General features: G+C 60.3%; 24 protein-coding genes. 15 read left to right on the top strand and 9 right to left on the bottom strand.

Annotation, left to right across the window (positions count from 1 at the left end; genetic code table 11):
- Positions 1 to 61: 61 nt before the first annotated feature.
- From ABIE33_RS21845 to ABIE33_RS21835, 3 genes are all read right to left on the bottom strand, one after another.
- Complete coding sequence (locus ABIE33_RS21845) at positions 62 to 628, bottom strand: TadE/TadG family type IV pilus assembly protein (RefSeq protein WP_429129392.1); 567 nt, start codon at positions 626 to 628, stop codon at positions 62 to 64.
- Positions 629 to 660: 32 nt separating this feature from the next.
- Complete coding sequence (locus ABIE33_RS21840) at positions 661 to 1,296, bottom strand: TadE/TadG family type IV pilus assembly protein (protein ID WP_429129346.1); 636 nt, start codon at positions 1,294 to 1,296, stop codon at positions 661 to 663.
- A gap of 117 nt (positions 1,297 to 1,413) precedes the next feature.
- The gene (locus ABIE33_RS21835) at positions 1,414 to 1,836 is read right to left on the bottom strand and encodes a pilus assembly protein N-terminal domain-containing protein (protein WP_429129343.1); all 423 of its coding nucleotides are present in this window, start codon (positions 1,834 to 1,836) and stop codon (positions 1,414 to 1,416) included.
- Between the two features lie 252 nt (positions 1,837 to 2,088).
- On the opposite strand from ABIE33_RS21835, the gene ABIE33_RS21830 reads away from it, so the two are divergent.
- From ABIE33_RS21830 to ABIE33_RS21790, 9 genes are all read left to right on the top strand, one after another.
- A complete protein-coding gene (locus tag ABIE33_RS21830) occupies positions 2,089 to 2,277 on the top strand; it encodes a Flp family type IVb pilin (RefSeq protein ID WP_429129340.1) in 189 nt (62 codons plus the stop codon).
- A 145-nt stretch (positions 2,278 to 2,422) separates the two neighbouring features.
- Entirely contained in the window at positions 2,423 to 2,938 is a 516-nt protein-coding gene (locus ABIE33_RS21825) for an A24 family peptidase (RefSeq protein WP_429129337.1), read from the top strand.
- Between the two features lie 148 nt (positions 2,939 to 3,086).
- Complete coding sequence (gene cpaB, locus ABIE33_RS21820; RefSeq protein ID WP_429129335.1) at positions 3,087 to 3,899, top strand: Flp pilus assembly protein CpaB; 813 nt, start codon at positions 3,087 to 3,089, stop codon at positions 3,897 to 3,899.
- A gap of 20 nt (positions 3,900 to 3,919) precedes the next feature.
- Positions 3,920 to 5,455 carry a type II and III secretion system protein family protein gene (locus ABIE33_RS21815; protein ID WP_429129390.1) on the top strand — a complete coding sequence of 512 codons (1,536 nt, stop codon included), beginning with the start codon at positions 3,920 to 3,922 and terminating at the stop codon, positions 5,453 to 5,455.
- Positions 5,456 to 5,511: 56 nt separating this feature from the next.
- Positions 5,512 to 6,207, top strand: coding sequence for a CpaD family pilus assembly protein (locus ABIE33_RS21810; RefSeq protein ID WP_429129332.1), 696 nt, complete (start codon positions 5,512 to 5,514; stop codon positions 6,205 to 6,207).
- Positions 6,208 to 6,225: 18 nt separating this feature from the next.
- Positions 6,226 to 7,515: an AAA family ATPase gene (locus tag ABIE33_RS21805; RefSeq protein WP_429129329.1), complete on the top strand. Its 1,290-nt coding sequence runs from the start codon at positions 6,226 to 6,228 to the stop codon at positions 7,513 to 7,515.
- A gap of 131 nt (positions 7,516 to 7,646) precedes the next feature.
- A complete protein-coding gene (locus tag ABIE33_RS21800) occupies positions 7,647 to 9,113 on the top strand; it encodes a CpaF family protein (RefSeq protein WP_429129326.1) in 1,467 nt (488 codons plus the stop codon).
- 8 nt (positions 9,114 to 9,121) lie between these two features.
- A complete protein-coding gene (locus ABIE33_RS21795) occupies positions 9,122 to 10,132 on the top strand; it encodes a type II secretion system F family protein (protein WP_429129323.1) in 1,011 nt (336 codons plus the stop codon).
- A 9-nt stretch (positions 10,133 to 10,141) separates the two neighbouring features.
- Positions 10,142 to 11,128 (top strand): type II secretion system F family protein, encoded by a 987-nt coding sequence (locus tag ABIE33_RS21790; RefSeq protein WP_429129320.1) that lies wholly within the window; start codon positions 10,142 to 10,144, stop codon positions 11,126 to 11,128.
- Between the two features lie 214 nt (positions 11,129 to 11,342).
- Here ABIE33_RS21790 and ABIE33_RS21785 read toward each other — a convergent pair whose 3' ends face one another.
- Complete coding sequence (locus ABIE33_RS21785; RefSeq protein WP_429129318.1) at positions 11,343 to 12,164, bottom strand: tetratricopeptide repeat protein; 822 nt, start codon at positions 12,162 to 12,164, stop codon at positions 11,343 to 11,345.
- A gap of 134 nt (positions 12,165 to 12,298) precedes the next feature.
- Here ABIE33_RS21785 and ABIE33_RS21780 point away from each other — a divergent pair, with 134 nt between their 5' ends.
- From ABIE33_RS21780 to ABIE33_RS21770, 3 genes are all read left to right on the top strand, one after another.
- Positions 12,299 to 13,690 carry a leucyl aminopeptidase family protein gene (locus ABIE33_RS21780; protein WP_429129316.1) on the top strand — a complete coding sequence of 464 codons (1,392 nt, stop codon included), beginning with the start codon at positions 12,299 to 12,301 and terminating at the stop codon, positions 13,688 to 13,690.
- A 206-nt stretch (positions 13,691 to 13,896) separates the two neighbouring features.
- A complete protein-coding gene (locus ABIE33_RS21775; protein ID WP_053252495.1) occupies positions 13,897 to 14,247 on the top strand; it encodes a MarR family transcriptional regulator in 351 nt (116 codons plus the stop codon).
- 6 nt (positions 14,248 to 14,253) lie between these two features.
- Positions 14,254 to 15,108 (top strand): NlpC/P60 family protein, encoded by an 855-nt coding sequence (locus ABIE33_RS21770; RefSeq protein ID WP_429129312.1) that lies wholly within the window; start codon positions 14,254 to 14,256, stop codon positions 15,106 to 15,108.
- A 54-nt stretch (positions 15,109 to 15,162) separates the two neighbouring features.
- Here ABIE33_RS21770 and ABIE33_RS21765 read toward each other — a convergent pair whose 3' ends face one another.
- The 5 genes from ABIE33_RS21765 to ABIE33_RS21745 form a co-directional block, all read right to left on the bottom strand.
- The gene (locus ABIE33_RS21765; RefSeq protein WP_429129309.1) at positions 15,163 to 16,122 is read right to left on the bottom strand and encodes a 2-hydroxyacid dehydrogenase; all 960 of its coding nucleotides are present in this window, start codon (positions 16,120 to 16,122) and stop codon (positions 15,163 to 15,165) included.
- A gap of 10 nt (positions 16,123 to 16,132) precedes the next feature.
- Positions 16,133 to 17,761: an ABC transporter ATP-binding protein gene (locus ABIE33_RS21760; protein ID WP_429129306.1), complete on the bottom strand. Its 1,629-nt coding sequence runs from the start codon at positions 17,759 to 17,761 to the stop codon at positions 16,133 to 16,135.
- A gap of 8 nt (positions 17,762 to 17,769) precedes the next feature.
- Positions 17,770 to 18,909: an ABC transporter permease gene (locus ABIE33_RS21755; RefSeq protein ID WP_429129303.1), complete on the bottom strand. Its 1,140-nt coding sequence runs from the start codon at positions 18,907 to 18,909 to the stop codon at positions 17,770 to 17,772.
- A complete protein-coding gene (locus ABIE33_RS21750) occupies positions 18,909 to 19,991 on the bottom strand; it encodes a microcin C ABC transporter permease YejB (protein ID WP_429129300.1) in 1,083 nt (360 codons plus the stop codon). The genes ABIE33_RS21755 and ABIE33_RS21750 overlap by 1 nt, the downstream gene beginning before the upstream one ends.
- A 183-nt stretch (positions 19,992 to 20,174) precedes the next feature.
- Positions 20,175 to 22,034: an extracellular solute-binding protein gene (locus tag ABIE33_RS21745; RefSeq protein WP_429129298.1), complete on the bottom strand. Its 1,860-nt coding sequence runs from the start codon at positions 22,032 to 22,034 to the stop codon at positions 20,175 to 20,177.
- Positions 22,035 to 22,246: 212 nt separating this feature from the next.
- Between ABIE33_RS21745 and mepA the strand changes: the two genes are divergently transcribed.
- The 3 genes from mepA to ABIE33_RS21730 all read left to right on the top strand — a co-directional run bounded on the left by mepA (position 22,247) and on the right by ABIE33_RS21730 (position 24,931).
- On the top strand, positions 22,247 to 23,302 hold the full coding sequence (gene mepA, locus ABIE33_RS21740; RefSeq protein WP_429129295.1) for a penicillin-insensitive murein endopeptidase: 1,056 nt from the start codon (positions 22,247 to 22,249) through the stop codon (positions 23,300 to 23,302).
- 85 nt (positions 23,303 to 23,387) lie between these two features.
- Positions 23,388 to 23,768 carry a methylglyoxal synthase gene (locus ABIE33_RS21735; RefSeq protein ID WP_429129292.1) on the top strand — a complete coding sequence of 127 codons (381 nt, stop codon included), beginning with the start codon at positions 23,388 to 23,390 and terminating at the stop codon, positions 23,766 to 23,768.
- Between the two features lie 143 nt (positions 23,769 to 23,911).
- Complete coding sequence (locus ABIE33_RS21730; RefSeq protein ID WP_429129290.1) at positions 23,912 to 24,931, top strand: glucokinase; 1,020 nt, start codon at positions 23,912 to 23,914, stop codon at positions 24,929 to 24,931.
- The last annotated feature ends 7 nt before the right edge of the window (positions 24,932 to 24,938 follow it).

Genomic DNA, 24,938 nt, shown 5'->3' with positions numbered 1-24,938 from the left:
GCAATCCCGAAGGAATACCGCCGGCGACGCCGCAATGCAATTGGCCCCGACTAAGCTCCGATCAGCAATCGGAGCACTTTATGGTTTCGGCCTGGCGTGAGCGGAAATACGCGGTTTTGGACAGATTTACGGTCTTCGTGCTGGATGCAAGACTCGGCGCGAACATCAACAGTTCATGCTCAATGGACAGTTCCGTACGCACGATAAAGGCCTCGGTCGCGGTAAACTGGGTTGGAACGGTTGTGGTCGAGTTGACGGCATAGGGCACCGCGCCGTCTTGGTCGCGCGACCAGACGACGGTTCCCGTGTTCGCTGCGTCAACTTTGATGCCGGTAATCTTGAGCGTGTATTTTGAACCCTCGTACGGGGCGAGGATGCTTTTCACCACATTCGACATGTTTCCGAGATAGGTCTTGTTGACGTCGGTTTGCTGAGAAACCAGATCGGCAACGGCGCTGGAGGCACGCGCAGCCTTGCCCGCCACGGTAAAGCCGAGCGATAATTCGAATGCGCCGACGTAAATCATGATCAGCAGCGGCGTGACGATGGCAAATTCGACGCCACCGAGACCGCGTCGGTCTCTTAGCAGCGAACGGAGGCTTGCAAAGGTCAGGCGGATTGCCGGCATCCAGTGCATCGTTAAACTCTTCACGACGCGCCTCACTCGTTTTCTGTGCGGAAAGTGGTTGTGGAAACCATGAGATAGTCTTTTGGCATGCTGGATCCGGCCGGGCGCAGGTTGGTCACAAACGGCCTGATGAGATCGGTCGTCACACTCCAGCGATAGTACGCGCGCATGACGTTGAAGGAACCTGGTCCGCCCGGCGCAAACTTCAGGTCGGCCGTCTTGAGATCCGACGAAGACGACGAGGTGTCCATTCGCGGGATGAGCACCGGGAATGTGCTGAGATCGGTAACACTTTTGACGTCGATATAGAGCTTCGAGGCTTGGGCGGCTTCCGTCGCCGAGCATGTCATCAAAACGGAGATTTCGTTACAGAATGCCTCGCGAAACTTGACCTCGTCCATGTCCGTCGCCGGCTTGCCACGGTTGAAGGTGATTTCGCCGGTGCGGATCTTGCGTGCCAGCGTCTCCGTAGCGTTGGCCAGGAGCTGGTCGCCATAGAAGGCGAGGAATGTTTCGATGGAGGCGAAAATCACCATGAAGAAAGGGAGAGCCAGTATCGCGAACTCAATGCTCGCAGTGCCTTTTCTATCGCGCCGGAAACGCCTCAGAATGCCTCTGAGAGGCTTTGTGCCTTTTTGGGCCTGCAGTGTTTCCTGCTCGATGCTCATCGCGCCGTCCCATCATGTTACGCCTGACGGAGAGGCAAAATAGGGAGCAACTGTTGATATTTCGTTTGCGATGATCGCGGGTATTTTAGTGAATTTCCAGTGTTTCTCGCAGTTTGCTCAGTTCCCACCACTTGCGGTTTTGCGCTCCACATGCCGTTCGCAACTTGGCGTACAGGAGAGCACGGTGCGTGATGTCTGGCGGTAGACACGCAGAGTGTTGGCTTCGTCGATCGACACGAGAATTTGCTCGTCGACGATGGCGTTTCCGTCCTGATCGAGGATGACAAGATTGGTGGTGCCGAAGCTGCGGCCGGTAATGACGATTGTGCGGGCGTCGGCCACGGTCGCATCTGCAACTTCCGCGTTGCCGACGATGACCTTGCTGACCGGCCGGTCGAGCTTGAGCACGCGCGCGTGGTCCATATAGACGCGCATCATCTCGTCCTGCGCCTTCGCCGCCGACATCGCCATCAGTGAAAGCATGCCGAAGATCGCGAGTGTCAGCGTGGCGGTCCGGTTGGCCGCGAAGGGCAAAATCATGGCAGGTCCCTGAGATGGCATTGGCCCCCATCATCGGTACTCTTGGTGAATGAACCGTTAAATCAGGGCGGTGCTTCCTAAGTCGGCACATTTCCTATTCATTTACCCAAAAATCAGGGGTGGGCCGTTAATCTTTTGGTAGCTGTCTTCCTTAAGTCGATAGCAATTCGCCGAGACTAGGTTGAGCCCATCCGATCAACGGCAACAGTTGGCGGACGTGCTGAACAACAAACGTGAAGTAGGAGAATCATCATGAAGAAGATTTTTGCCCGTCTGATGAAGGACGAGTCCGGCGCAACCGCCATCGAATACGGCCTGATCGCAGCTCTGATCTCCGTTGCCCTTATCGGCGGCGCGACTGCTTTGGGTACACAGCTTGAGGCGTTGTTTCAGGCCCTTAAAACCCGCATGGAAACGGCTACGACAAACATGCCGACGTAAGGCGACCTGACCTAGACGCATGCAAAGGGTCGCTTCAGTTTGAAGCGGCCCTTTGCTGTATCAAGGGCAGTTTTTCTATTCGGAGGCAGTTATCATCTATCGAAATGCCTCTGGAGGTTGGAATGTACAAGTCTAGGATGGTGCAATGACAGAAGCCGCGATCTTTGTTGTTTTCCCCTTCTGTTTGGCTTTCGCCGCGTTCTCGGACTTGTTCACAATGACGATTCCGAATCGGGTTTCGGTCATTCTTCTGCTGGCGTTCTTTCTGGTTGCACCAGTATCAGGCCTTGGTCTCACCGAGATCGGGCTTCATGTTGCCGGCGCCGCGGTGGTTTTTGCCGTCTGCTTTGTGCTCTTCGCGCTCAATGTCATGGGCGGCGGCGATGCCAAGCTTCTCACCGCCGGCGCCATATGGTTCGGCCTTACCAGCTCGCTGGTTGCGTTCCTCATCTATGTGTCTTTCTTCGGAGGCCTTCTGACCCTGGCCATCCTGTTGCTGAGGGCTCAGGAGAGTAGGATCCTGGCGATTGGCATCCCCGTCCCGCAACTTCTGCTGACGGCTAAGAAGATCCCCTATGGCGTTGCAATTGCTGCTGGAGGACTTGTCGCCTATCCGGATTCGCCGCTGATGTTGAAGACTCTTGCGCAGCTGGGCGGCTAGACCCCGTATATTGATCCGCGTTAATCGTCGCGTGCACTGACGGACGTGAGGTAATTATTAACCATACTCGTGAGCGGCTTATTAACTATAATTACACCAATTCCTGATCAACCTGACCCCAGCATATCTTCGGGGCTCAGAAACAATCATGAAACCGGTTCGCATCATCATACTGGCGGTGGCCGTCGCGTCGGCGGCGATGGCCGGGTTGTTGGCGATGAAGCTGACCCGCGGTCCCGCACCACAAATGGCGGAGCCGGTGATCGAGCGAGCGCCGACCGTCAATGTCCTTGTTGCGAGCAAGAGCTTGCCCGTCGGGTCGCGTTTGGGTGGCGATGCTGTCCATTGGATAGCATGGCCCAAAGACGGTGTTGTCGACGGGCTCATCACCGAAGAAAACCGTCCCTCTGCAATCGAAGATCTTACCGGAGCTGTGGTTCGCCTGCCCATATTCAATGGCGAACCTGTACGTAGCGAAAAAGTCGCCGACTCCTCCAGCCGAATCATGTCGTCGCTCTTGCCTGCTGGCAAGCGCGCCGTTGCCACGGAGATTACCGTGGCGACCGGCGCCGGCGGCTTCATCCTGCCGAATGACCGCGTCGACGTCATCATGGTCCGCAAATCGGACAGCGATGTCTACCTGACAGAAACGGTGCTCAGCAACGTTCGCGTGCTGGCGATAGACCAGCAGGTCGAGGAGAAGGATGACGGCTCCAAATCCGTTGTCGGCACCACGGCCACGCTGGAACTGACCCCTGATCAATCGAAGGTCATGACCGTCGCGCAGCAAATGGCTGAACGCATTTCGCTCGCCCTTCGCAGCGTAGCGGATGCTCAAGAGTCCGATACGAACGCTGCGGATTACCTTTTGAGCGGTGATGGCCAGCCCAGCATCCAGGTCATCAAGTCGGGCTCCATCGTCAAGAACGACGGTGCCGTCAGCCAAGGTCAGCAACAATGAGCGATCGAGCGGAGCGCAAGGTGAAGCCGAGCGGAAACAAGTTTCGGGGGTCTGTTGCAGCCGGCCTGTCGTTTTGCCTGACATTCTCGGGCATGGCGCTGCCAACGCTCCCGTCCGCCCATGCAGCCGCGTCGTCGGTCGTCAGGATCGTCGAAAGTGGGCCTGGGGTGAAGAAGAAGGTCAACCTGGGGCTGAACAAGGCCGTCGTCGTCGACCTCCCGGCCGATGCCCATGATATTCTCGTCGCCGACCCATCGCTCGCCGATGCTGTCACGCGCACATCCAGGCGTATCTATCTCTTCGGCAAATCGGTTGGGCAGACCAACATTTTTGTCTTCGGGCCGAACGGTGAAGAGATCGTCAGTCTTGACGTCGAGGTTGAGCGCGACATCGCCAATCTGCAGTCAAACCTGCGCCGTTTCATTCCCGATGCCGAAATCAACGTCGAGATCATCTCCGACAACATCGTTCTGATGGGCACCGTGCGCACACCGCTCGATTCGACGCGAGCCGTCGATCTCGCCAAGGCCTTTCTCCAGGGCGGTGAAGCGACGACACGCAACATCACGGCACAGGGCAACAACGGTGACGCCGACATCTTTGCGGAAGACCGGCAGGTCTCGCAGATCGTCAACCTGTTGACCATCGATGGCGACGATCAGGTCACGCTAAAGGTGACGGTCGCAGAAGTCAGCCGCCAGGTCTTGAAGCAATTGGGCTTCAACGGACGTGTTGGAGACGGCGAGAGCGGCATCGGCTTCCGCAATCCCGCAAATCTTGGCGATGCGATCAGCGTCGGCGCCAATGCGCTGATCAAGGGATCTATCGGCGGCACGACGATCTCGAGCTACATCAACGCGATGGAGCAAGCCGGCGTCATGCGCACGCTGGCCGAACCCAGCCTGACGGCGATTTCCGGACAAGAGGCAAAATTCTATGTCGGCGGGGAATTTCGCCTTGCCGGCAACCAGGAAGTCAAGATCGACGACGAAACCGGCGACCCAACGGTTACGCGTGAGGTCAACGACGTCGAATACGGAATTCGCTTGAACTTCAAGCCGGTCGTCCTGGGGCCGGGCCGCATCAGCCTGCAGATCGAGACCAACGTTTCCGAACCGACCTATGAGGGTTCGGTCGTCACCGGTAACGGCTTGACCTCCATTCCCGGTCAGACCTTCCTCGGCATCCGCAAACGTGAAGCATCCACCAGCGTCGAACTGCCCTCGGGCGGTTCGATCGTCATCGCCGGTCTCGTGCAGGACAATATCCGTCAGGCGATGTCGGGCATGCCTGGAGCATCGAAGATCCCGATCCTTGGAACGCTGTTCCGCAGCAAAGACTTCGTCCGCAACGAGACCGAACTCGTCATCATCGCGACGCCCTACCTCGTGCGTCCGGTTGCCAGAAGCGCGATCTCGAGGCCCGACGACAATTTCAACCCCGCCAATGATCTCGACAGCTTCTTCCTTGGTCGCGTGAACCGCATCTACGGGCGCCCGGAAGCATCCGCACCGGTGGGCCAGTACCATGGCAATGTTGGCTTCATCTACAAATAGGCTGGGTCATGCAAACGCGAAGCAGCTTCAACGAGAATTCTGAAAGGCCGAGTGCCATGTCCCTCAACAGACCCGGACTTTCCGTTCGTCACTTGCGGCGCGCTGCAATCTTCCTCGTTGCAGCCGGGCTGCTTGTCGGCTGCGGCGCCAAGGACAATCTTTCGACGGGCTCTATCCCCGATGATTATCGCACCCGGCATCCGATCGTGCTTGCCGAGGGCGAGCGTACGATCGATATCCCCATCGCCTCGGGCGACCGACGGCTGACGCAAGGCACGCGCGACGTCATCAGCGGTTTTGCCGCCGAGTATCGCAATTCATCGACCGGTGTCGTTCAGATCATGCTGCCGCGCGGCTCGGCAAACAGCCATGCCGTGCAGGCCATGCGCAAGGAGATCCGTGGCGTTCTCGTTGCCGCCGGCGTCCCCGCGAAGCGGCTGATCGAGACGGGTTACGAAGCTGGTCCGATGGGAGACGCTGCCCCGGTTCGCTTGAGCTATGTGGCGATCACTGCCCAGACCGGTCCCTGTGGCGAGTGGCCCGAGGACGTTGCGCTCAACACGATCCAGAACCGCAACTACTATAACTTCGGCTGCGCGTCGCAGTCCAATCTGGCGGCCCAGATCTCCAATCCGACCGATCTGCTCGGCCCGCGCCAGATGTCGCCGATCGATGCGGAGCAGCGCGGTCAGGTCATCAAGGATTGGCGCGGAACCGAAAAGAGTGACGGACCCGTCATCATCTTTAATTGATATCGTTGGGATCAGCAGATGAGCACCATTGACTACAGGATCGAAACAGGTGCCGCGTTGGGTGACCTTGCCTTCGATACGGTGCAACCGGGCGACCTTGAGCAGGTTCGTCCGCTGCCGCGCATCTCGATCCATGCGTTTTGCGAAAGCGAGGCGATGCAGCGGCTGATGGAGCGTTGCGGGCAGGATCGCCGTATGGCGAAGGTCAGCCTACGCATCAACAGCGGTGGCATCGATGCTGCGGCAAACATGTTTGCGACGGTGTCGACGCCGAATCTCATCATCCTGGAAACGTCGACGGAACCCCGGTCGCTGCTAAACGAACTCGCGCCGTTGGCCGCGGTCTGCGACCCGAGCACCAAGGTCGTTCTTGTCGGCAAATACAACGATATCGCCCTTTATCGCGATCTCATCCGCAACGGCATTTCCGAGTATATGGTCGCCCCCGTGGCGATGCCGGATATCTTGTCGGCGGTCGCATCGATTTTCGTTGATCCCGATGCCGAGCCCCTGGGGCGCAGCCTGGCTTTTATCGGCGCCAAGGGCGGCAGCGGTTCTTCGACCGTCGCGCACAATTGCGCCTGGGGCATCTCCAATCTGTTTTCGACGGAGACCATTCTTGCCGATCTCGACCTGCCCTACGGCACGGCCAATATCGATTTCGATCAAGACCCCCCACAGGGCATATCCGAGGCGGTTTTCGCACCGGAGAGGCTCGACGAGGTCTTTCTCGATCGTCTTCTGACCAAATGCTCCGAGCATCTTTCGCTGCTGGCAGCGCCGTCGATGCTGGATCGAGCCTATGACTTCGAGGGCGGCGCCTTTCATCCGATCCTCGAGATCCTGCAACGCAGCGCGCCCGTCACGGTACTTGATATCCCGCATATGTGGACGGAATGGACGCGCTCGGTTCTCGGCGAAGGCGATGAGGTTGTGATCACCGCGGTGCCGGATCTCGCAAGTCTTCGCAATACGAAGAACCTGCTCGATGCCTTGAAGAAGCTTCGGCCGAACGACAAGCAGCCTCATCTCATCTTGAATCAGGTGGGCATGCCGAAACGTCCGGAGATTGCCGTGAGCGAATTCTGCGAGTCGCTGGAAATCGAAGCGGCGGCCATCATCCCGTTCGATGCCGTTCTCTTCGGCAATGCGTCGAACAGCGGCCGCATGATTGCTGAGATCGACAAGAAGTCGGCAGCCGCCGAAACCTTCTCCCAGCTTGCGCACCTGCTGACCGGCCGTGCGTCGATGAAGAAGGCGCGACGCGGCGGCCTCGGCAAGGTGCTAGCGGCGCTCGGCAAGAAATAGACGACGCATAGAGCATTTCCAGGAAAAGTGCGGAGCGGTTTTCCGCCAGGAAATGTGAAAAAACAAAGAGATAGAGCGTTTCGAAGACTCCGGTTAAGACGGAACCGCTCTAGAACGGACGGATCAGGAACATGTTCGGCAAACGCGGAAACGAAGGCTTCGGCAAGGGCGGCACGACAGGTGCTGCGATGCCGCCGATCGTCCCTGCCACGCAATCGGCCGTCATTGAGCGCGCCCACGTGCCGGTGCTTGCCGATGCTCAAGCGCCCCCGTCGCGTCCGCAATCGCCAGCGCCGGCACAAAGAAGGCGACCCGCCCGCAACGAGGACTACTACGATACGAAATCGCAGGTTTTTTCGGCGCTGATCGATACGATCGATCTGTCGCAACTGGCCAAGCTGGATACGGAGAGCGCACGCGAAGAAATTCGCGATATCGTCAATGACATCATCACGATCAAGAATTTCGCGATGTCGATCTCCGAGCAGGAGGAACTGCTCGACGATATCTGCAACGACGTTCTTGGATACGGGCCGTTGGAGCCGCTGCTCGCGCGCGACGACATTGCCGATATCATGGTCAATGGTGCCGGTCAGACCTTCATCGAAGTTGGCGGCAAGACCATCGAATCCGAAGTTCGGTTCCGTGACAATGCCCAGCTACTGTCGATTTGCCAGCGGATCGTCGGACAGGTGGGGCGGCGCGTCGACGAATCCAGCCCTATCTGCGACGCGCGTCTTCCCGACGGCTCACGCGTCAACGTCATTGCGCCGCCGCTCGCCATCGACGGAACCGCACTGACGATCCGCAAATTCAAGAAGGACAAGCTGAAGCTCGATCAGCTGGTGAAATTCGGCGCGATTACGCCCGAAGGCGCTGTCCTTCTTCAGATCATCGGCCGCGTCCGCTGCAACATCGTCATCTCTGGCGGCACCGGTTCGGGCAAGACGACGCTTCTGAACTGCCTGACCGGCTTCATCGACCTCGACGAGCGGGTGATTACCTGCGAAGACACCGCCGAACTGCAACTGCAGCAACCGCATGTCGTGCGCCTCGAAACCCGTCCGCCGAACATCGAAGGCGAGGGTGAGATCACCATGCGGGATCTCATCAAGAACTGCCTGCGCATGCGGCCCGAACGCATCATCGTCGGCGAAGTGCGCGGACCTGAGGTGTTCGACCTGCTGCAGGCGATGAACACTGGCCATGACGGTTCCATGGGGACGATCCACGCCAATACGCCACGCGAATGCCTCGCCCGAATGGAATCGATGATTGCCATGGGTGGCTATACGCTGCCGGCCAAGACAGTCCGCGAGATCATTTCCGGATCCATTGACGTCATCATCCAGGCGGCGCGTCTGCGCGATGGCTCGCGCCGCATCACCCACATCACGGAGGTGATCGGTATGGAAGGCGACGTCATCATCACGCAGGATCTGATGCGCTACGAAATCGAAGGGGAAGATGCCAACGGCCGTATTGTCGGCCGCCACGTATCGACCGGCATCGGTCGCCCGCACTTTTGGGATCGCGCCCGGTACTTTAACGAAGACAAACGTCTGGCGGCGACACTCGACGCTATGGACAAGGGCTAGGAGCCGCGATGTTCGGCATAGGCTTCCCTGTCCTGGCGCTGGCCTTCCTCGTCGCAATTTCAGCGGCAGCCCTTGCCTATGTTGTCCTGTATTCGCGGATCGAAACCGAGAAGAAGGCAGAAGGTCGAATTCGCAAAGTCGGCGCCGCCGAAACAGATCGGGTCAAGGTCAAGGCGGCTCGCGATCGTGTCAGCGAAATGTCGAAACGACGCAAGTCCGTTCAGGACTCGTTGAAGGAACTCGAGAAGAAGCAACAGGAAAAGACGACCAAGACGGCGCCATCGATGAAGGCCCGCCTGGCGCAGGCAAACCTGTCCATTTCCCTGACGCAGTTTTACCTTTTCAGTGCGGCTTTCGGTTTTATCGCCTTCATCGCCGCGCTCATCGCCGGCTTCGGCTTGGTCATCGGCGCCGGGCTTGGCGTGATTGCGGCCGCCGGTCTTCCTCGCTGGTTCATCGGCTTCTTGATCAAGCGTCGCTGCAAGAAATTCCTTGAGGAGTTTCCGAACGCGCTCGACATCATGGTTCGCTCGATCAAATCGGGTCTTCCGTTGAATGATGCCCTGCGTCTCATCGCAAGTGATGGCCAGGAGCCCGTTCGAACCGAGTTTCGCCGTGTCGTCGATTCGCAGCAGGTCGGCCTCAGCGTCACCGAGGCATGCGCCCGCATGATCAATAGTATTCCGCTGGCAGAGGTGAACTTCTTCGCCATTGTTATTGGTATTCAGGCGCAGGCGGGTGGCAACCTCTCCGAAGCGCTCGGTAACCTGTCGAAGGTGTTGCGTGAGCGAAAGAAGATGAAGGCCAAGGTCAGCGCCCTGTCGATGGAGGCAAAGGCTTCGGCTTGTATTATTGGCGCCCTGCCATTCATCGTGTCGCTCCTCGTGTACCTTACGTCACCCGACTACATGATGGTCCTGTTCACTGACCCGCGTGGCCATCTCATCATTGGCGCTGGCTTGGTCTGGATGAGCATCGGCATTCTGGTGATGCGCAACATGATCAATTTCGACATCTGAGGGGCGATTATGAGCGAAGGATTGATCAAGACACTGACGGATCCCAACGTCGTCTTTGCCGTGCTTGTCTCGTTTGCAGTGCTGGCGACCTTCTATACTCTCGTGGTGCCGCTCTTCGAGCGCGGAGACCTCGGCAAACGGATGAAATCGGTGGCGACCGAGCGCGAACAGATCCGCGCGCGGGAACGCGCGCGCCTGGCGGCCGAAGTGTCGAGCGGCAAGGCTAATCTGCGCGCCCAGAACAACACGTCCGTTCGCCAAGTGGTCGAGCGGCTGAATCTGCGCAAAGCCCTCGTTGACGACAACACGGTCAACCGTCTCAAGATGGCGGGCTATCGGTCCCAGAACGCCCTCAACACTTTCCTCTTCGCGCGCTTCTGCCTTCCGTTCCTGTTCCTGGTTGTCGCGATCGTTTACATTTTCGTGCTTGGCAATTTTGCCGAAAAGCCGTTCATGATGCGGTTCGCATTTGCCGTCGGATTTGCCTATGTCGGCTTCTATGCGCCGAACATCTTTGTTGCCAATGCAATCTCGAAGCGACAGCATTCCATTCGTCGTGCCTGGCCGGATGCGCTCGATCTCCTGTTGATCTGCGTTGAATCCGGCGTGTCGATGGAGCTTGGCATGCGGCGCGTTGCCGACGAAATTGCCTCCCAGTCGCCGGCTTTGGCGGAAGAACTGGTGTTGACCACGGCCGAGCTTTCATTCCTGCCCGAACGCCGTATCGCGCTCGAAAACCTCGGCCACCGGACCGGCCTCGATGATGTGAAATCGGTGGTTCAGGCGCTGATCCAGGCGGACCGCTACGGTACCCCGATTGCCCAGGCGCTGCGCGTGCTGGCGCAGGAAAGCCGTGACCAGCGCATGAATGCGGCTGAAAAGAAAGCGGCGGCCCTGCCGCCCAAGCTCACCGTGCCGATGATCCTGTTCTTCCTGCCGGTTCTCGTTGCCGTCATCCTCGGTCCGGCCGGCATCCAGGTCGCCGACCGTTTCTGATCCCGCTGCTGCACAACTCTTCAGATCGGATGCGATTTGGGAAACTGTGCCGAAAAGTCGGGACGCCGTGGCGCTGGTCGCGTATTGCATTGAACGCGCGAGGCTGCAGAGCCTTGCAATCAGGGACGGCTGGAGATGAGCCTAGCGGCGAGCATTGAGCCTGCTCTGTCGCCGGCTTGGGGCCTACGACAGACACCGGTTCCGCTACGTGATCTCAGTTGGTGTTGGCCTCGTCCGCCTTGGCCAGCTGCTTCCACGCACCCTGCTGCGACAGCATCGAGCGCAGGTACTTCACGTTGGCTTCGGCCTGCTCGCCGGAAAGCTCCTGGCGGGCGATCGCTTCGGCCTCTTGAAAGCGTCCTTGTAGTCCGACGGCGAGCGCGAGGTTCTGTCGTACGCTGCTGTCGGCGCCGGGCTGGTTCGTCGCCGATTTCAGATAGGTTTCCGCCGTGCGCAGGTCCTTGGTCAGAAGGTAGGACATGCCGAGGTTGGAAAGCACCGAAGGCTCGTTCGGCTTGAGCTCAAGCGCTTCGCGATAGCGAAGGCGCGCCTCCTGGGCGCGTCCGAGCTGGTCAAGGATCGCGCCCTCGGCCGATTTCAGCTTCCAGTCCGGCCGGTCCGGCGTTTGCGCGCGACTGATCGTGTTCAATGCCTGATCCAGCTGTCCTGCCGCTGCCTGCGCCTTACCGTAGGCGCCGAGGACCTCGCGGTCCTGCGGATGGTTGATGGCGACCTGCTGCATAACGGCAAGCGCCTGTTCGTTGCGCCCGGTCATGCGCAGAAGGTTGGCGTAGTTCAACCCCGCCTCGCGATCCCGCGGGTTCTTCTCATAGGCCTGGCCGATGCCTTCGGCCGCCTGGGACAATTCCGATGCGGTCATCGATTGAACGGGCTTCGACGTCCGCGAAATGGAGCCGGTCGTCAGCTCCTTCTTCGGCTGGTTGGCGCAGCCGGCTACCGACAGGGCGACGATCGCGATCGCGACGCCTTGCAGCAGACGGTTGGCGTTCAGGGATGAGATCGTGCGTTTGGCCATCGGTGGTGTCCCCAGCATGCATTCGCGCACCAGAACTCCAAACAACATCGGCGCAACTTTCACTCCAGCAATAATCTGTTAACCCTAACAGAGCGTTAATTGCACGAATCCATCTCTGTCAGCCGAGGACTTCCATGGCCCCCTATCAGTTCATCGAACGGCCGTCGCCGTTCAACACCAGCGCAGGCAAGACGCTGCCGATCTTCGCGGTCACGCCGGCGCATATCGAAACGGGAGCTATCGATCCGATCGCGCTTGATTGGGCTCGCAAGGCCGGCTTCAAGGCCGAATCGGGTGCGGTTCTTCTGATCCCGTCTTCCGATGGCCATCTCGGCGGCGCGCTCTTCGGTCTGGGTGGCAACCCGTCCGAAGCGCCGTTCCTGACCGGCAAGCTCGCGCGCGCCCTGCCTGCGGGCAAATGGCATATCGAAACGGCGCCGTTGACAGCCAACCGGCTGGCGCTCGGCTATGGCCTCGGCTCCTATCGCTTCGAGCGCTACAAGTCGGCAAAGGGCGAGCCGCCGACCTTGCTGATCCCGACCGATGCCGATGCGACCGATATCAAGCGCCAGCTCGCCGGTGTCTTTCTTGCCCGCGACCTCATCAATACGCCGACCAACGACATGGGCCCGGAGGCGCTGGAAGCGGCGTTCCGTGCGCTTGCCACGCACTACAAGGCGGATGTCTGGGTGATATCAGGCGAGGCGCTTCTGACGCAGAACTTTCCGCTGGTTCATACCGTCGGTCGCGCCAGTGCCGAAGCACCCCGCCTTCTCGAACTGCGCTGGGGCAAGAAGGGCCACAAGAAGGTGACGCTGGTCGGCAAGGGCGTCTGCTTCGATACCGGCGGCCTCGACATCAAGCCGGCTTCCTCCATGCTCTTGATGAAGAAGGACATGGGCGGCGCCGCCAACGTCATGGGCCTGGCGCTGATGATCATGGACGCGAAGCTCAAGGTCGATCTGCGCGTCATCATCCCCGTCGTCGAGAACTCGATCTCCGCCAATGCGTTCCGGCCCGGCGACATCTATCGCAGCCGCAAGGGCCTGACGGTGCAGATCGACAACACCGATGCCGAGGGCCGGCTCATCCTTGCCGATGCGCTCGCCTATGCCGACGAGGAGAAGAATGACCTGCTCGTCGACATGGCAACGCTGACCGGTGCCGCCCGCGTTGCGCTCGGTCCCGACCTGCCGCCGTTCTTCACCGACGACGCCGACCTGGCGCACGATCTCTCCGAGGCGAGCCTCAGCGTCGACGATCCGATGTGGCGCATGCCTTTGCACATGGGTTACGACAAGGACGTCTCCGCACGCATCGCCGATCTGACGAACGCGCCTTCGGGTGGCATGGCGGGCTCGATCACCGCAGCACTTTTCCTCAAGCGCTTCGTCACCAATACCAAGAGCTGGGTGCATTTCGATATCTTCGGATGGGCGCAATCCGAGCGGCCGCATTCGCCCGTTGGCGGCGAGGCCCAGGCTATTCGCGCGCTCTACCAGCATATCGGGCAGATCGCCAAGTAACCCTCTGACGAAGACGACCGGCGCTGGCGATGCGCCGGTCGTCCAAAAAGAAACGCTTGCGTAACGGTCCGCCGCTATGGTGGCGACTAGCACAGCGCCGGGCTTCGTTCAGAAGCGCATTGGTCGCTGTAGCCCTTTGACTGTCTGTTTGGATCCTCGAACCGGAGAACGATCCAGGGATTCATGCGGTTGCGCAGGAGTTGCCATTGCCCGTCGAGCTTACGCCCTCCCAAGCCCTTGGGCTTTGGCATACGGTCTCGCTGGAACAGGTGCGGGTCGACGGCCGCGATCTGACGCTGCGCCAGATGGCGATCCTCTTGCAGATCTATCTCGTGCCGCCGCCCCACACCGTTCGTGGCCTTGCCGCAACGCTTGGCGTCACCAAGCCGGTGATCACGCGGGCGCTCGATACAATGGGGGCACTCGGGCTTGTCGACCGCGTCCGCGATGACCGCGATCGCCGCAATGTCGTCATCAAAAGGACAGTCGACGGTGCTCTTTATCTTGAAAAGTTCGGTGATCTGATCATTGATCAGGGCCGCAAACAGCCTAAGTGAGTTGACATGTCGACACTTCCCGATCGCCGCCTGAATGCCTATCGAGCCGACCTCGCCGAGAGCCGCCTTCGCGGTGTCGTGGAGGCCGAGCGCTATGTCGAAGGAAGCGTTGCCCGCGTCTCCGTGCCGGTGGCGCCGCTTCGGGCAAAGCCCGATCTTGCCTGCGGTACCGATACCGAACTGCTGCTCGGCGAATCGGTTCGCGTTCTCGATACCAACGAGAGCTGGTGCTGGGTGAAGGCGGATCTCGACGGCTATGTCGGCTACCTCCCGGAATATTGCCTTGCGCCGGTGGTCAAGAGCCCGACGCACCTGGTCTCGGCCCCGCGCACCTTCGTCTATTCCGGTCATGATCTGCGTTTTCCGACGGTCTATCCGCTGTCGATGGGCAGCCGTCTGAGTGTTGTCGACGAGCGCGAGACCCGAGGCACGCGCTATTTCCTGCTCGACGGCGGCCAGGCGGTGATTGCCAACCATTGCGTCGAGGTCGGCAGCGTGGTTCCGGGAGACTATGTCTCGGTCGCCGCCCGCTTCGTCGAAACCCCCTATCTCTGGGGAGGCCGCTCCGGTTTCGGCATTGATTGCTCCGGCCTCGTGCAACTGTCGATGATGATGGTCGGCAAGCTCGCGCCGCGCGATTCCGACATGCAGGCCGCCGGCTTGGGAACGCCGATCGCACGCGAGGAGCTCAGGCGCGGCGATCTCGTCTTCTGGAAGGGGCATGTTGCGCTGATGGAAGACGACCAAACGTTGATCCACGCCAATGGTCACACGATGACCGTTGCCCGCGAGGGACTGGAAGCGTCGATCGAGCGCATCGGCTGGCTCTACGACCAGCCGACGGGCTATCGCCGCCCTTAGAGCATTTCCGGCAAAAGTATGAAGCGGTTTTCCGTTGGGAAGCGCTCTATTCGCTCAGTAGCCGGCTGATTTATCGACGACGTGCTGCAACGGAAGCCCGCTTTCGAGGCGGGCGATCTGCTGTTCGACGTGGCGGAACAAGGCCTTGACGTCGGACGAGGCGGCGACGTGCGGCGTCACATAGACATTCGGCAGCTGCCAGAAGCGGCTGTCCGGCGAAAGTGGCTCCTGCTCGAAGACATCGAGCGAAGCGGCGCCGAGAAGGCCCGAATCGAGCGAACTCAAGATATCGGCTTCGTTCTGGCTGCCACCGCGGCCGCCATTGATGAAGACGGGCGCGCCAAAGGGGCCGTTGCGTCTCAGCTTGGCAAAAAGGTCGGCATTGAAGATGCCCTGGGTTTCCGGTGTCAGCGGCAACAGGCCAACCAGGAAGTCCGCGCGCGCCAGGAAGGCGTCCAGTTCGTCGCCGCCATAGGTCTCGATGCCATCGATCGCCTTCTTGCTGCGCGACCAGCCTATGACGTTGAAACCGATGACCGAGAGCTTGCGGGCCGCGTCTTGGCCAAGTACGCCCATGCCCATGATGCCGACGGTAATATCGGCCGCTTCGGGCTGGGAAAGGTCGCGCCACTCCCGTCTTGCCGCAAGCGCCTCATAGGTCCGGTGCTGGCGCAGATGCATGAGGCATTGCATCACCACCCATTCGCTCATGCGCGTCGTCAGGCTGCGATCGACGAAGCGAACCAGCGGCACATCCGGCAATCCCGGCAGCGTCAGGACATGGTCGACGCCGGCGCCGCCGGAGAAAACCACCTTGAGATCAGGCGCCCTCTCGAAAAGGTCCGGTGCCGATTTCCACACTACCGCATAGTCGATCCCCGAGAGGTCGCGATTGTGGTGGATGGCATCGGCACGGTTGATCACTTCCCGATCCGGGAAAGCGCCCTTCAGGGCGACCTCAACCTCCTCGGGAATGAATTTCAGATCGACGATGACGGGGCTTTTCGAGGGCATTGCGAGAACTCTACTGGCGGATGGCGGACAAGTTGACGGCTTCGAGGTTGAAGGCTGCCGCCATCAGGGCCTTGGTATAATCCTCTTGCGGGGCGTTGAAGATGCGCTCCGCCGGGCCTTGTTCGACGACCTTGCCCATGCGCATCACGATCATCTCGTTGGCAAGCGCCCGCACGACCTTGAGGTCGTGGCTGATGAAGAGATAGGCAAGGTCGTGCTTGTGCTGCAGGTCGCGCAAAAGGTCGACCACCTGCGCCTGGACGCTCATGTCGAGCGCCGAAGTCGGCTCGTCCAGCATCACGAATTTCGGTTTCAGCACCATCGCACGGGCTATCGCGATGCGCTGGCGCTGGCCGCCGGAGAATTCGTGCGGGTAGCGCCAGCGAGTGGCGGGATCGAGTCCCACTTCCTCGAGCGCTGCGGCAACGCGCTGATCGCGCTCGTCGTCCGACAGTGCGCGTTCGTGGATCTGCAAACCCTCGGCGATGATGTCGGCAACCGACATGCGTGGGCTGAGCGAACCGTAGGGGTCCTGGAACACCACCTGCATCCGGTTTCGAAGCGGCCGCATCTCGCGGAAACTGTAGGCGTTGATATCCTTGCCGACGAAGGCGATGCGGCCCTTGGACGAGATCAGCCGTGTCAGCGCCAGACCGAGCGTCGTCTTGCCGGAGCCCGATTCGCCGACGACGCCGAGCGTCTGGCCGGCGCGCAACTGCAAGTCGATGCCATCGACAGCCTTCACGTGATCGACGACCTTGCGCAGGAAGCCTGCTTTGATCGGAAACCAGACCTTCACGTCATCGGCTTCCATGACGATCGGCTTGGAGGCGTCGGAGGGCGGCGGGTTGCCTCTTGGCTCGGAGGCGAGCAGGTGGCGGGTATAGGCATGCTGCGGATTGGCAAAGATCTCGGCCGTCGGTCCGGTCTCGACGATCTTGCCCTTGGTCATCACGCAGACGCGGTCGGCGATCTTGCGCACGATGCCGAGGTCATGGGTGATGAACAGCATCGACATGCCGTGCTGGTCTTTCAGTGTTTTCAGAAGTTCGAGGATCTGTGCCTGCACCGTGACGTCGAGCGCCGTCGTCGGCTCGTCGGCGATCAAAAGCTCCGGCCGGTTGGCGAGCGCCATGGCGATCATCACGCGCTGGCGCTGGCCGCCGGAAAGCTCGTGCGGATAGGCGCCCAGCCGCTTCTCCGGCTCGCGAATGCCGACCTGGTTCAAAAGCTCGAGAATGCGCGTGCGCGCAGCAGTACCTTCCAGCCCCTGGTGCAGCTCGAGGATTTCGCCGATCTGCCGTTCGATCGGATGCAGCGGATTGAGCGACGTCATCGGCTCCTGGAAGATCATCGTGATGTCATTGCCGCGCACATGGCGCAGCTCGGCATCGCTGGCTCTCAGGAGGTCCTTGCCGTTGAAGCGGATCTCGCCGCCCGGATGGCTTGCCGAAGGGTAGGGCAGGAGCTTCAGGATCGAGTTTGCGGACACGGATTTGCCGGAGCCGGACTCGCCGACCAGCGCAACCGTTTCGCCACGCCTGATGTCGAAGGAAATGCTGTCAACCGCAAGCGAGGTGTTGCCGCCCTGGTGAAAGGCGACCGACAGATCGCGGACGGAGAGAATGGGATCGGTCATCGTCGCGCTCACCGGAATGTCTTTCTCGGATCGAAGGCATCGCGCGTCGCTTCGCCAACGAAGATCAGCAGCGACAGCATCACCGACATGACGCAGAAGGCCGTCAGCCCGAGCCAGGGCGCCTGCAGGTTGGATTTGCCCTGAGCGATCATCTCGCCGAGGGAAGGCGAGCCCGGCGGCATGCCGAAACCGAGGAAGTCGAGCGAGGTCAGCGTGGTGATCGAGCCCGACAGGATGAACGGCAGGAAGGTCAGCGTCGCGACCATCGCGTTCGGCAGCAGGTGACGGTACATGATCGTGCCGTTGCCGACTCCAAGCGCGCGCGCCGCATTCACATATTCGAAGTTCCGCGCCCGCAGGAACTCGGCGCGCACGACGCCGACAAAGCCGACCCAGGAAAAGAGCAGCATGATGCCGAGCAGGATGAAAAAGCCCGGCGGCAGGATCGCGGCGATGATGAGCAGAATGTAGAGCACCGGCATCGACGACCAGATCTCGATGAAGCGTTGCATCAAGAGGTCGGTCCAGCCGCCGAAATAGCCCTGCACCGCGCCGGCCGTCACGCCGATGATCGCCGAGGCGATGGTGAGAACCAGCCCGAAGAGCACCGAGATGCGGAAGCCGTAGATCATGCGCGCCGTCACGTCGCGCGCCTGGTCGTCGGTGCCGAGCCAGTTGAGGTTGCCGGCAATGCAGTTGCGGTCGGCGGAACCTTCCGGATAGGCGGAGCAGCGTTCCTCCTGGCTCATCAGCCAGAAGGGCTTTGTCGGCGCCGAATGTGGAATGTTCGAGTTGACCGTCTGATAGGAATAGCGGATCGGCGGCCAGATCATCCAGCCGTTGGCCTCGATTTCGTCGCGGATGAAATCCGAGCGGAAGTCGGTCTCGGCCAGGAAGCCGCCGAACTTCTCCTCGGGATAATCCACCACCGCCGGAAACAGGATTTCGCCCTTGTAGGAGGCGACGATCGGCCTGTCGTTGGCGATGAACTCGGCAAACAGGCTGAGCACGAACAGCAGCAGGAAAATCCAGAGCGACCAGTAGCCGCGCCGGTTCGCCTTGAAATTCTGCCAGCGTCGCCTGTTGACCGGCGACAGCCAGCCGCGCGGTGGGGCGGCAACCTGGGTGGGGGCGGTGGTCACGCTCATCACACGTCCCTCCGCTCGAAATCGATGCGCGGATCGACCCAGGTATAGATCAGGTCGGAGAGAAGGCTGACGAGCAGCCCCATCAGCGAGAAGATGAACAGCGTCGCAAAGACGATCGGGTAGTCGCGCTTGACGACGGAATCATAGCCGAGCCGTCCAAGGCCATCGAGCGAGAAGATGTATTCGATCAACAGCGAACCGGTGAAGAAGGCCGAGATGAAGGCGCTTGGGAAGCCGGCGATGATGATCAGCATCGCATTGCGGAAGACGTGGCCATAGAGCACCTGGCGCTCTGTCAGGCCCTTGGCGCGCGCCGTCGTCACATACTGCTTCTTTATCTCGTCGATGAACGAATTCTTGGTGAGCAGCGTCGTCGTTGCAAAAGCCGAAAGCAAAAGCGTGATCAGCGGCAGCGTCATGTGCCAGAAATAGTCGAGGATCTTCTGCCACCAGGGCAGTTGCCAGAAATTGTCGGATACGATGCCGCGCAGCGGAAACCAGTCGAGGAACGATCCGCCGGCAAAGACGACAATCAAAAGGATGCCGAAAAGGAAGCTCGGAACGGCATAGCCGATGATGATGATGCCCGATGTCCACACGTCGAAAGCCGATCCGTCCGACACCGCCTTCTTGATGCCGAGCGGGATCGAGATCGCGTAGGAAAACAACAGGATCCAGAGGCCGAGCGAGATCGAGACCGGCATCTTCTCCTTGATGAGATCGATGACCGATGTGTTGCGGAAGAAGCTCTCGCCGAAATCGAAGCGGATATAGTCCCACATCATCGTGCCGAAGCGTTCGAGCGGCGGCTTATCGAAGCCGAACTGCTTTTCGAGCTTGGCGATGAATTCGGGGTCCAGCCCCTGGGCGCCGCGGTACTGGCCGCCTTGATCGCCGCCGGCCTGCATCAGGTCGCCGCTGCTGCCGCTCAGGCGGTCGGAGCCGCCGGCGTTCGTCAGGTCCGAAATTACCTGCTCGACCGGTCCACCCGGCGCAAACTGGATGACTGTGAAGGAAATCGCCATGATCCCGACGATCGTCGGGATCATCAGCAGCAGGCGTCGCAGGATATAGGCACCCATCAGGCCAGCCTCTCGATCGACGTGTTGCCGGTGGCCCGGACCCGCGAAGCGTCGGCATGCGCCCTATGATGTCTCAATCCTCACGTCTCCTTGCGGCTTTCAGGCCCAAGCCGGGCCTATATTCGTTTTCAGTGATTCGTTTTTCTGCATTTGGAATCGAGACGGCATCGGAGTGCAAGGGCTTCATTTGGCCGTGGCGTTTTTCGACCACCAGGCATCCGGGAAGCCGGTCCCGTAATAGGGCAGCTCCTGCGGACGGGCGAGGTGGTTCCAATAGGCAACGCGGATCGCCTTTGAATAAAACAGCGGCACGACATAGTGATGGGCGAGAAGAACGCGGTCGAGCGCCCGCGTCGTCGCGATCAGTTCCTCGCGGTTCGGCGCGAAGATGATCCTTCGGATGAGCTCGTCGATCGCCGGATCGGCAATGCCGGCATAGTTTCTTGATCCCGGCTGGTTGACCGAGGCCGAGCCCCAGTAATCGATCTGCTCGTTGCCGGGCACCAGTGTTTGCGCCCAGATGCCATAGATCATGTCATAGTCGAAGCTTCTGACGCGATTGGTGTATTGCGAGTCGTCGACGGTGCGGATGCGAGCATCGATGCCGATCTTCTTCACGCTGTTGACGAATGGCGTGACCGTGCGCTCGAAGGACGGGTTGGACAGCAGCAGCTCGAACGAGAAGGGTTCGCCGGTCTTGACGTTTACCAGCCGGTTGCCCTTGAGTTGGTAACCTGCCTCCTTGAACAGCCCGAGCGCCCTGCGCAAGTTCTCGCGCACCTTCTGCGGGTCGCCGTTCACCGGGTTCGTATAGGGCGTGGTGAAGACGGCAGCGGGAACCTTGTCCTTCAGCTCCTCCAGGATTTCCAACTCGCGGCCTTCGGGAAGCTTGGAGGAAGCAAGCTCGGTGCCCCAGAAATAGCTGTCGACTCGCTGAAACGCGTTATAGGCAAGATTGCGGTTCAGATCCTCGAAGTCGAAGGCATAATTCAGCGCCTCGCGCACCCGCTGATCCTTGAACTTTTCACGACGCATGTTCGGCACGAAGGCTTGCATGACCCCCGTTGCGCGCAGTGGATTCTCGATTTCCTCGCGGATCACACGGCCGTCCTTCATGGCCGGAAAGTCATAGGCCGTCGCCCAATGGCTTGCGCTGTTGTCCTGGTAGAAATCGAAATTGCCGGCGCGGAAGGCCTCGAACTGCACATTCCTGTCACTGAAGAACGTGTAGGTGATCGTGCCGAAATTGTATTGCCCGACATTGACGTTGAGGTCCTTGCCCCAATAGTCGTCCCTGAGCTCGAAACGGATCGAGCCACCCGCCTGGAACGATGCGATCCTGTAGGGGCCGGAGCCCATCACGGGTTCCAGCGTCGTGCGGGCGATATCGCGTTTGTTGCCCTTGGCGTCCTGCCCTTCCCACCAGTGCTTCGGTACGATGGGGAACTGTCCCAGAATGTTCGGCAGTTCGTGGTTGTTCTTCTCGTCGAAGCGAAAGGTAACGTCGCGCTCACCCGTCTTTTCTGCTGAAACCACGTGGCGGTAATAGTTGGATAGGAGCGGATTGTGCTCCTTCACCATGTTGAGGGAGAAGATGACATCCTCCGGGGTCACCGGCACACCGTCCGCCCACTTCGCCTCCGCACGCAGGCGAAAAGTGGCAGACGAGATGTCGTCGGAATAGGAGACGCCCTCGGCAAGCAGGCCGTATGCGGTGGTGATTTCGTCCTCGGCGGTTTTCAGCAGCGTATCGAAGACCAGCGATGAAACGCTGGTCGCCGCTTCGCCCTTTGCAAGGATCGGGTTGAACGTGTCGAACGTGCCGTTTTCCGAGAGCCGCAGCTCTCCGCCTTTCGGTGCATCCGGATTGACGTAGTCGAAGCGGACGAAGCCATCTTTGTATTTGAGTTCGCCGATCGACGACGTGCCATGGTGCCAGACGGGCTGTTCTTGCGCATTCGATGCAGGGGGAAGGAGAAGAAGCGCTGCTGTCAGAAGCGAGGCCGCGAGGCCAGGTTTCACGGTCCTGCAGAAGTTTGGCATCCAGCCGGTACCCCTTATATTCCAATGTTCTTTTTTGAAAGCATAGGCGAAATCCGGGCAATTGACAGGCACTGCCGTAAATCAGGCGAAATTTTTGCGTCACATCCCGGTGATTCACAAGGCTGAGGCAAAGACGGCGCCTTAGGATAGGGGTTCATCGGGCACGGCGCGTCGGCGTCGATGTCTGCGGGACATGAACGGGACGAAATGACATGGTTGCTCCACTACGACGTTGCGGCTCGGCGCTTCTGGCGCTTTTGCTCGCAACGAGCTTCTTGATTGCCGATGCTGCCAGGGCCGACGAGGCGCCGGCAAAGGCGCTTTTCGGCGCCAAGACACTGCCGGCACAGATGGCGCCCTCGTCCTATGGTTTCTACGCCAAGGGCTGCCTTGCCGGCGGCGTGGCCATCCCGACGGACGGTCCCACCTGGCAGGCAATGCGGCTGTCGCGCAACCGGCGCTGGGGCCATCCCCAGATGATCGCACTGATCGAACAGTTCTCCCACGATGCTGTCGAAAAGGTCGGCTGGCCCGGCCTGCTCCTCGGCGATATCTCGCAGCCGCGCGGCGGGCCGATGGTCTCGGGGCACGCCTCTCATCAGATCGGTCTCGATGCCGACATCTGGCTGACGCCGATGCCGCAGAAGACGTTGACCAATCGCGAGCGGGAGGACATCTCCGCCACGTCGATGCTGCAGAAGAACAAGTTTCTGACCGTCGATCCGTCGATCTGGACGCCGGCGCATGCCCGGCTGATCATGCTGGCCGCCAGCTACCCGCAGGTCGAGCGGGTCTTCGTCAATCCGGCGATCAAGAAGAAGCTCTGCGACACCTGGAACGGCGACCGCTCTGTGCTCGGCAAGGTCCGGCCGATCTATGGCCACGACTACCATTTCCACATCCGCATCAAATGCCCTGAGGGATCGACGACCTGCAAGGACCAGGCGGCCGTCCCGGCCGGCGATGGCTGCGACAAGTCGCTGGCCTGGTGGTTTACCGATGAACCATGGGCAAAGCCGAAGAAGAAGCCTGGCGAAAAGCCGGTGAAGCCCCGGGTCACGACCATGGCCGATCTGCCGAAGGCCTGCACGCTGGTGCTGAACGGCCCGGCGCCCTCCTCCGAGCAGGAGGCGACCTTCGGCATGGCCTATCGCGCCGCGTCCCCGGCGCCTGCCGAACAGGGTATCGAGCAGGTGATAGGCAATGCAGCGGCCGACCTGCCGCCATCAGACATTCCCGTGCCGCTGCCGCGCCCGACACTGCAGTAGCCGTCTCGGCTTGCGCCTTTTCAATCTCGTTGGGCTCATGTATACGGCCATCAAATCGATTTAAATTTGCTGGCGGGGATACGGCATGGCGGATCGGAAATGCGTTGCCCTGATCGCTCACGATCAGAAGAAGGACGATCTCGCCGCTTTTGCCAAGGCAAACGAAGCGGTCTTCGCGCAATGGAAGATCGTTGCCACGGGCACGACCGGCGGCCGCGTTCTCGATGTTTGTCCCGGTCTCGATATCACGCGGTTGAAAAGCGGCCCGCTCGGCGGCGACCAGCAGATCGGCGCGATGATCGCAACCGGCGATATTCAGCTTCTGATCTTCTTCGTCGATCCGCTGACGGCGATGCCGCATGATGTTGACGTCAAGGCGTTGATGCGGCTTGCGATCGTCTACGATATTCCGATGGCCCTCAATCGCGCCACGGCCGAGCAGTTGATCGACTTCAACCACAACTGATACTGCATAATTCCTTAGATCGGATCCGATCTAAGGAATTATGCAGTATCTTAAGTGCTACAGCGTCCTTTGCGCGTCTTGTTTGACGCGCGGCGCTGTAGTGAATTCGAAACCTCACGGCGAGGATCAGGATGGACAGTGTGATGCCCGGTGCGAGTGACAACAGCTTTTCCTTTCCGATCCTGATCGGCGATATCGGCGGCACCAATGCCCGCTTCGCTTTGCTGCTCGATGCCCTTGCCGAGCCGAAGCAACTGCCGCCGATCAAGACCGGCGATTTCGAGACGATCGAGGAAGCGTTGCAGAAGAGCATCCTCGACAAGACCTCCGTCCAGCCGCGTTCGGCAATCCTCGCCGTCGCCGGCCCGATCAAGGGCGACGAGATTCCGCTGACCAATGCCGGCTGGGTGATTCGCCCCAAGGATATGCTCGCAAGCCTTGGCCTTGAGGACGTCCTGATCATCAACGATTTCGAGGCGCAGGCGCTTGCGGTCGCTGCCCCGGCCGCCGAAGATCTGGTGCAGATCGGCGGCGGCAGCGTTCGCCCGCTGACCTCCCGCGTCGTTCTCGGTCCGGGCACCGGGCTTGGCGTCGGCGGCCTGGTCTTTGCACAACACACCTGGTTTCCGGTTCCCGGCGAAGGCGGTCATGTCGACATCGGTCCGCGCACCGAACGCGACTTCGAGATCTGGCCGTTCCTGGAGCCGATCGAGGGGCGCATGGCCGGCGAGCAGATCCTCTGCGGTCGCGGCATCATGAACCTTTATCGCGCCGTTTGCGCCGCCAATGGCGAGGAGTCGGCCCTGAACGATCCGGCCGAGGTCACCACAAGCGCGCTTGCCGGCAACAACTCCGCCGCGGTCGAGACGATATCGCTGTTCTCGACCTATCTTGGCCGGGTTGCCGGCGACATGGCGCTGATTTTCATGGCGCGTGGCGGTGTGTTCCTGGCCGGTGGCATTTCGCAGAAGATCCTGCCTGCACTGCAAAAACCGGAATTCCGGGCCGCCTTCGAAGACAAGGCGCCGCATTCCGCGCTGATGAAAACCATCCCGACCTTCGCGGTCATTCATCCGATGGCGGCACTGTCCGGTTTGGCGGCGTTCGCGCGCACGCCGAGGGACTTCGGTGTTGCAGCGGAAGGACGCCGCTGGCGAAGCTGATTGGGCT

This window comes from Ensifer sp. 4252, assembly GCF_050434565.1.
Classification (GTDB): Bacteria; Pseudomonadota; Alphaproteobacteria; order Rhizobiales; family Rhizobiaceae; genus Ensifer.
The sequence above is the reverse complement of the archived record's forward strand: the minus strand, read 5'-3'. Positions and strand labels throughout refer to the sequence as shown.

What these genes read in the sequence shown, in the direction of transcription:
- ABIE33_RS21835 (WP_429129343.1), bottom strand. Translation starts at nt 1,836, where the DNA reads ATGATTTTGCCCTTCGCGGCCAACCGGACCGCCACGCTGACACTCGCG.
- cpaB (WP_429129335.1), top strand. Translation starts at nt 3,087, where the DNA reads ATGAAACCGGTTCGCATCATCATACTGGCGGTGGCCGTCGCGTCGGCG.
- ABIE33_RS21845 (WP_429129392.1), bottom strand. Translation starts at nt 628, where the DNA reads ATGCCGGCAATCCGCCTGACCTTTGCAAGCCTCCGTTCGCTGCTAAGA.
- ABIE33_RS21840 (WP_429129346.1), bottom strand. Translation starts at nt 1,296, where the DNA reads ATGAGCATCGAGCAGGAAACACTGCAGGCCCAAAAAGGCACAAAGCCT.
- ABIE33_RS21795 (WP_429129323.1), top strand. Translation starts at nt 9,122, where the DNA reads ATGTTCGGCATAGGCTTCCCTGTCCTGGCGCTGGCCTTCCTCGTCGCA.
- ABIE33_RS21805 (WP_429129329.1), top strand. Translation starts at nt 6,226, where the DNA reads ATGAGCACCATTGACTACAGGATCGAAACAGGTGCCGCGTTGGGTGAC.
- ABIE33_RS21800 (WP_429129326.1), top strand. Translation starts at nt 7,647, where the DNA reads ATGTTCGGCAAACGCGGAAACGAAGGCTTCGGCAAGGGCGGCACGACA.
- ABIE33_RS21830 (WP_429129340.1), top strand. Translation starts at nt 2,089, where the DNA reads ATGAAGAAGATTTTTGCCCGTCTGATGAAGGACGAGTCCGGCGCAACC.
- ABIE33_RS21825 (WP_429129337.1), top strand. Translation starts at nt 2,423, where the DNA reads ATGACAGAAGCCGCGATCTTTGTTGTTTTCCCCTTCTGTTTGGCTTTC.
- ABIE33_RS21790 (WP_429129320.1), top strand. Translation starts at nt 10,142, where the DNA reads ATGAGCGAAGGATTGATCAAGACACTGACGGATCCCAACGTCGTCTTT.
- ABIE33_RS21750 (WP_429129300.1), bottom strand. Translation starts at nt 19,991, where the DNA reads ATGGGTGCCTATATCCTGCGACGCCTGCTGCTGATGATCCCGACGATC.
- ABIE33_RS21785 (WP_429129318.1), bottom strand. Translation starts at nt 12,164, where the DNA reads ATGGCCAAACGCACGATCTCATCCCTGAACGCCAACCGTCTGCTGCAA.
- ABIE33_RS21735 (WP_429129292.1), top strand. Translation starts at nt 23,388, where the DNA reads ATGGCGGATCGGAAATGCGTTGCCCTGATCGCTCACGATCAGAAGAAG.
- ABIE33_RS21780 (WP_429129316.1), top strand. Translation starts at nt 12,299, where the DNA reads ATGGCCCCCTATCAGTTCATCGAACGGCCGTCGCCGTTCAACACCAGC.
- ABIE33_RS21730 (WP_429129290.1), top strand. Translation starts at nt 23,912, where the DNA reads ATGCCCGGTGCGAGTGACAACAGCTTTTCCTTTCCGATCCTGATCGGC.
- ABIE33_RS21770 (WP_429129312.1), top strand. Translation starts at nt 14,254, where the DNA reads ATGTCGACACTTCCCGATCGCCGCCTGAATGCCTATCGAGCCGACCTC.
- mepA (WP_429129295.1), top strand. Translation starts at nt 22,247, where the DNA reads ATGGTTGCTCCACTACGACGTTGCGGCTCGGCGCTTCTGGCGCTTTTG.
- ABIE33_RS21745 (WP_429129298.1), bottom strand. Translation starts at nt 22,034, where the DNA reads ATGCCAAACTTCTGCAGGACCGTGAAACCTGGCCTCGCGGCCTCGCTT.
- ABIE33_RS21760 (WP_429129306.1), bottom strand. Translation starts at nt 17,761, where the DNA reads ATGACCGATCCCATTCTCTCCGTCCGCGATCTGTCGGTCGCCTTTCAC.
- ABIE33_RS21810 (WP_429129332.1), top strand. Translation starts at nt 5,512, where the DNA reads ATGTCCCTCAACAGACCCGGACTTTCCGTTCGTCACTTGCGGCGCGCT.
- ABIE33_RS21755 (WP_429129303.1), bottom strand. Translation starts at nt 18,909, where the DNA reads ATGAGCGTGACCACCGCCCCCACCCAGGTTGCCGCCCCACCGCGCGGC.
- ABIE33_RS21765 (WP_429129309.1), bottom strand. Translation starts at nt 16,122, where the DNA reads ATGCCCTCGAAAAGCCCCGTCATCGTCGATCTGAAATTCATTCCCGAG.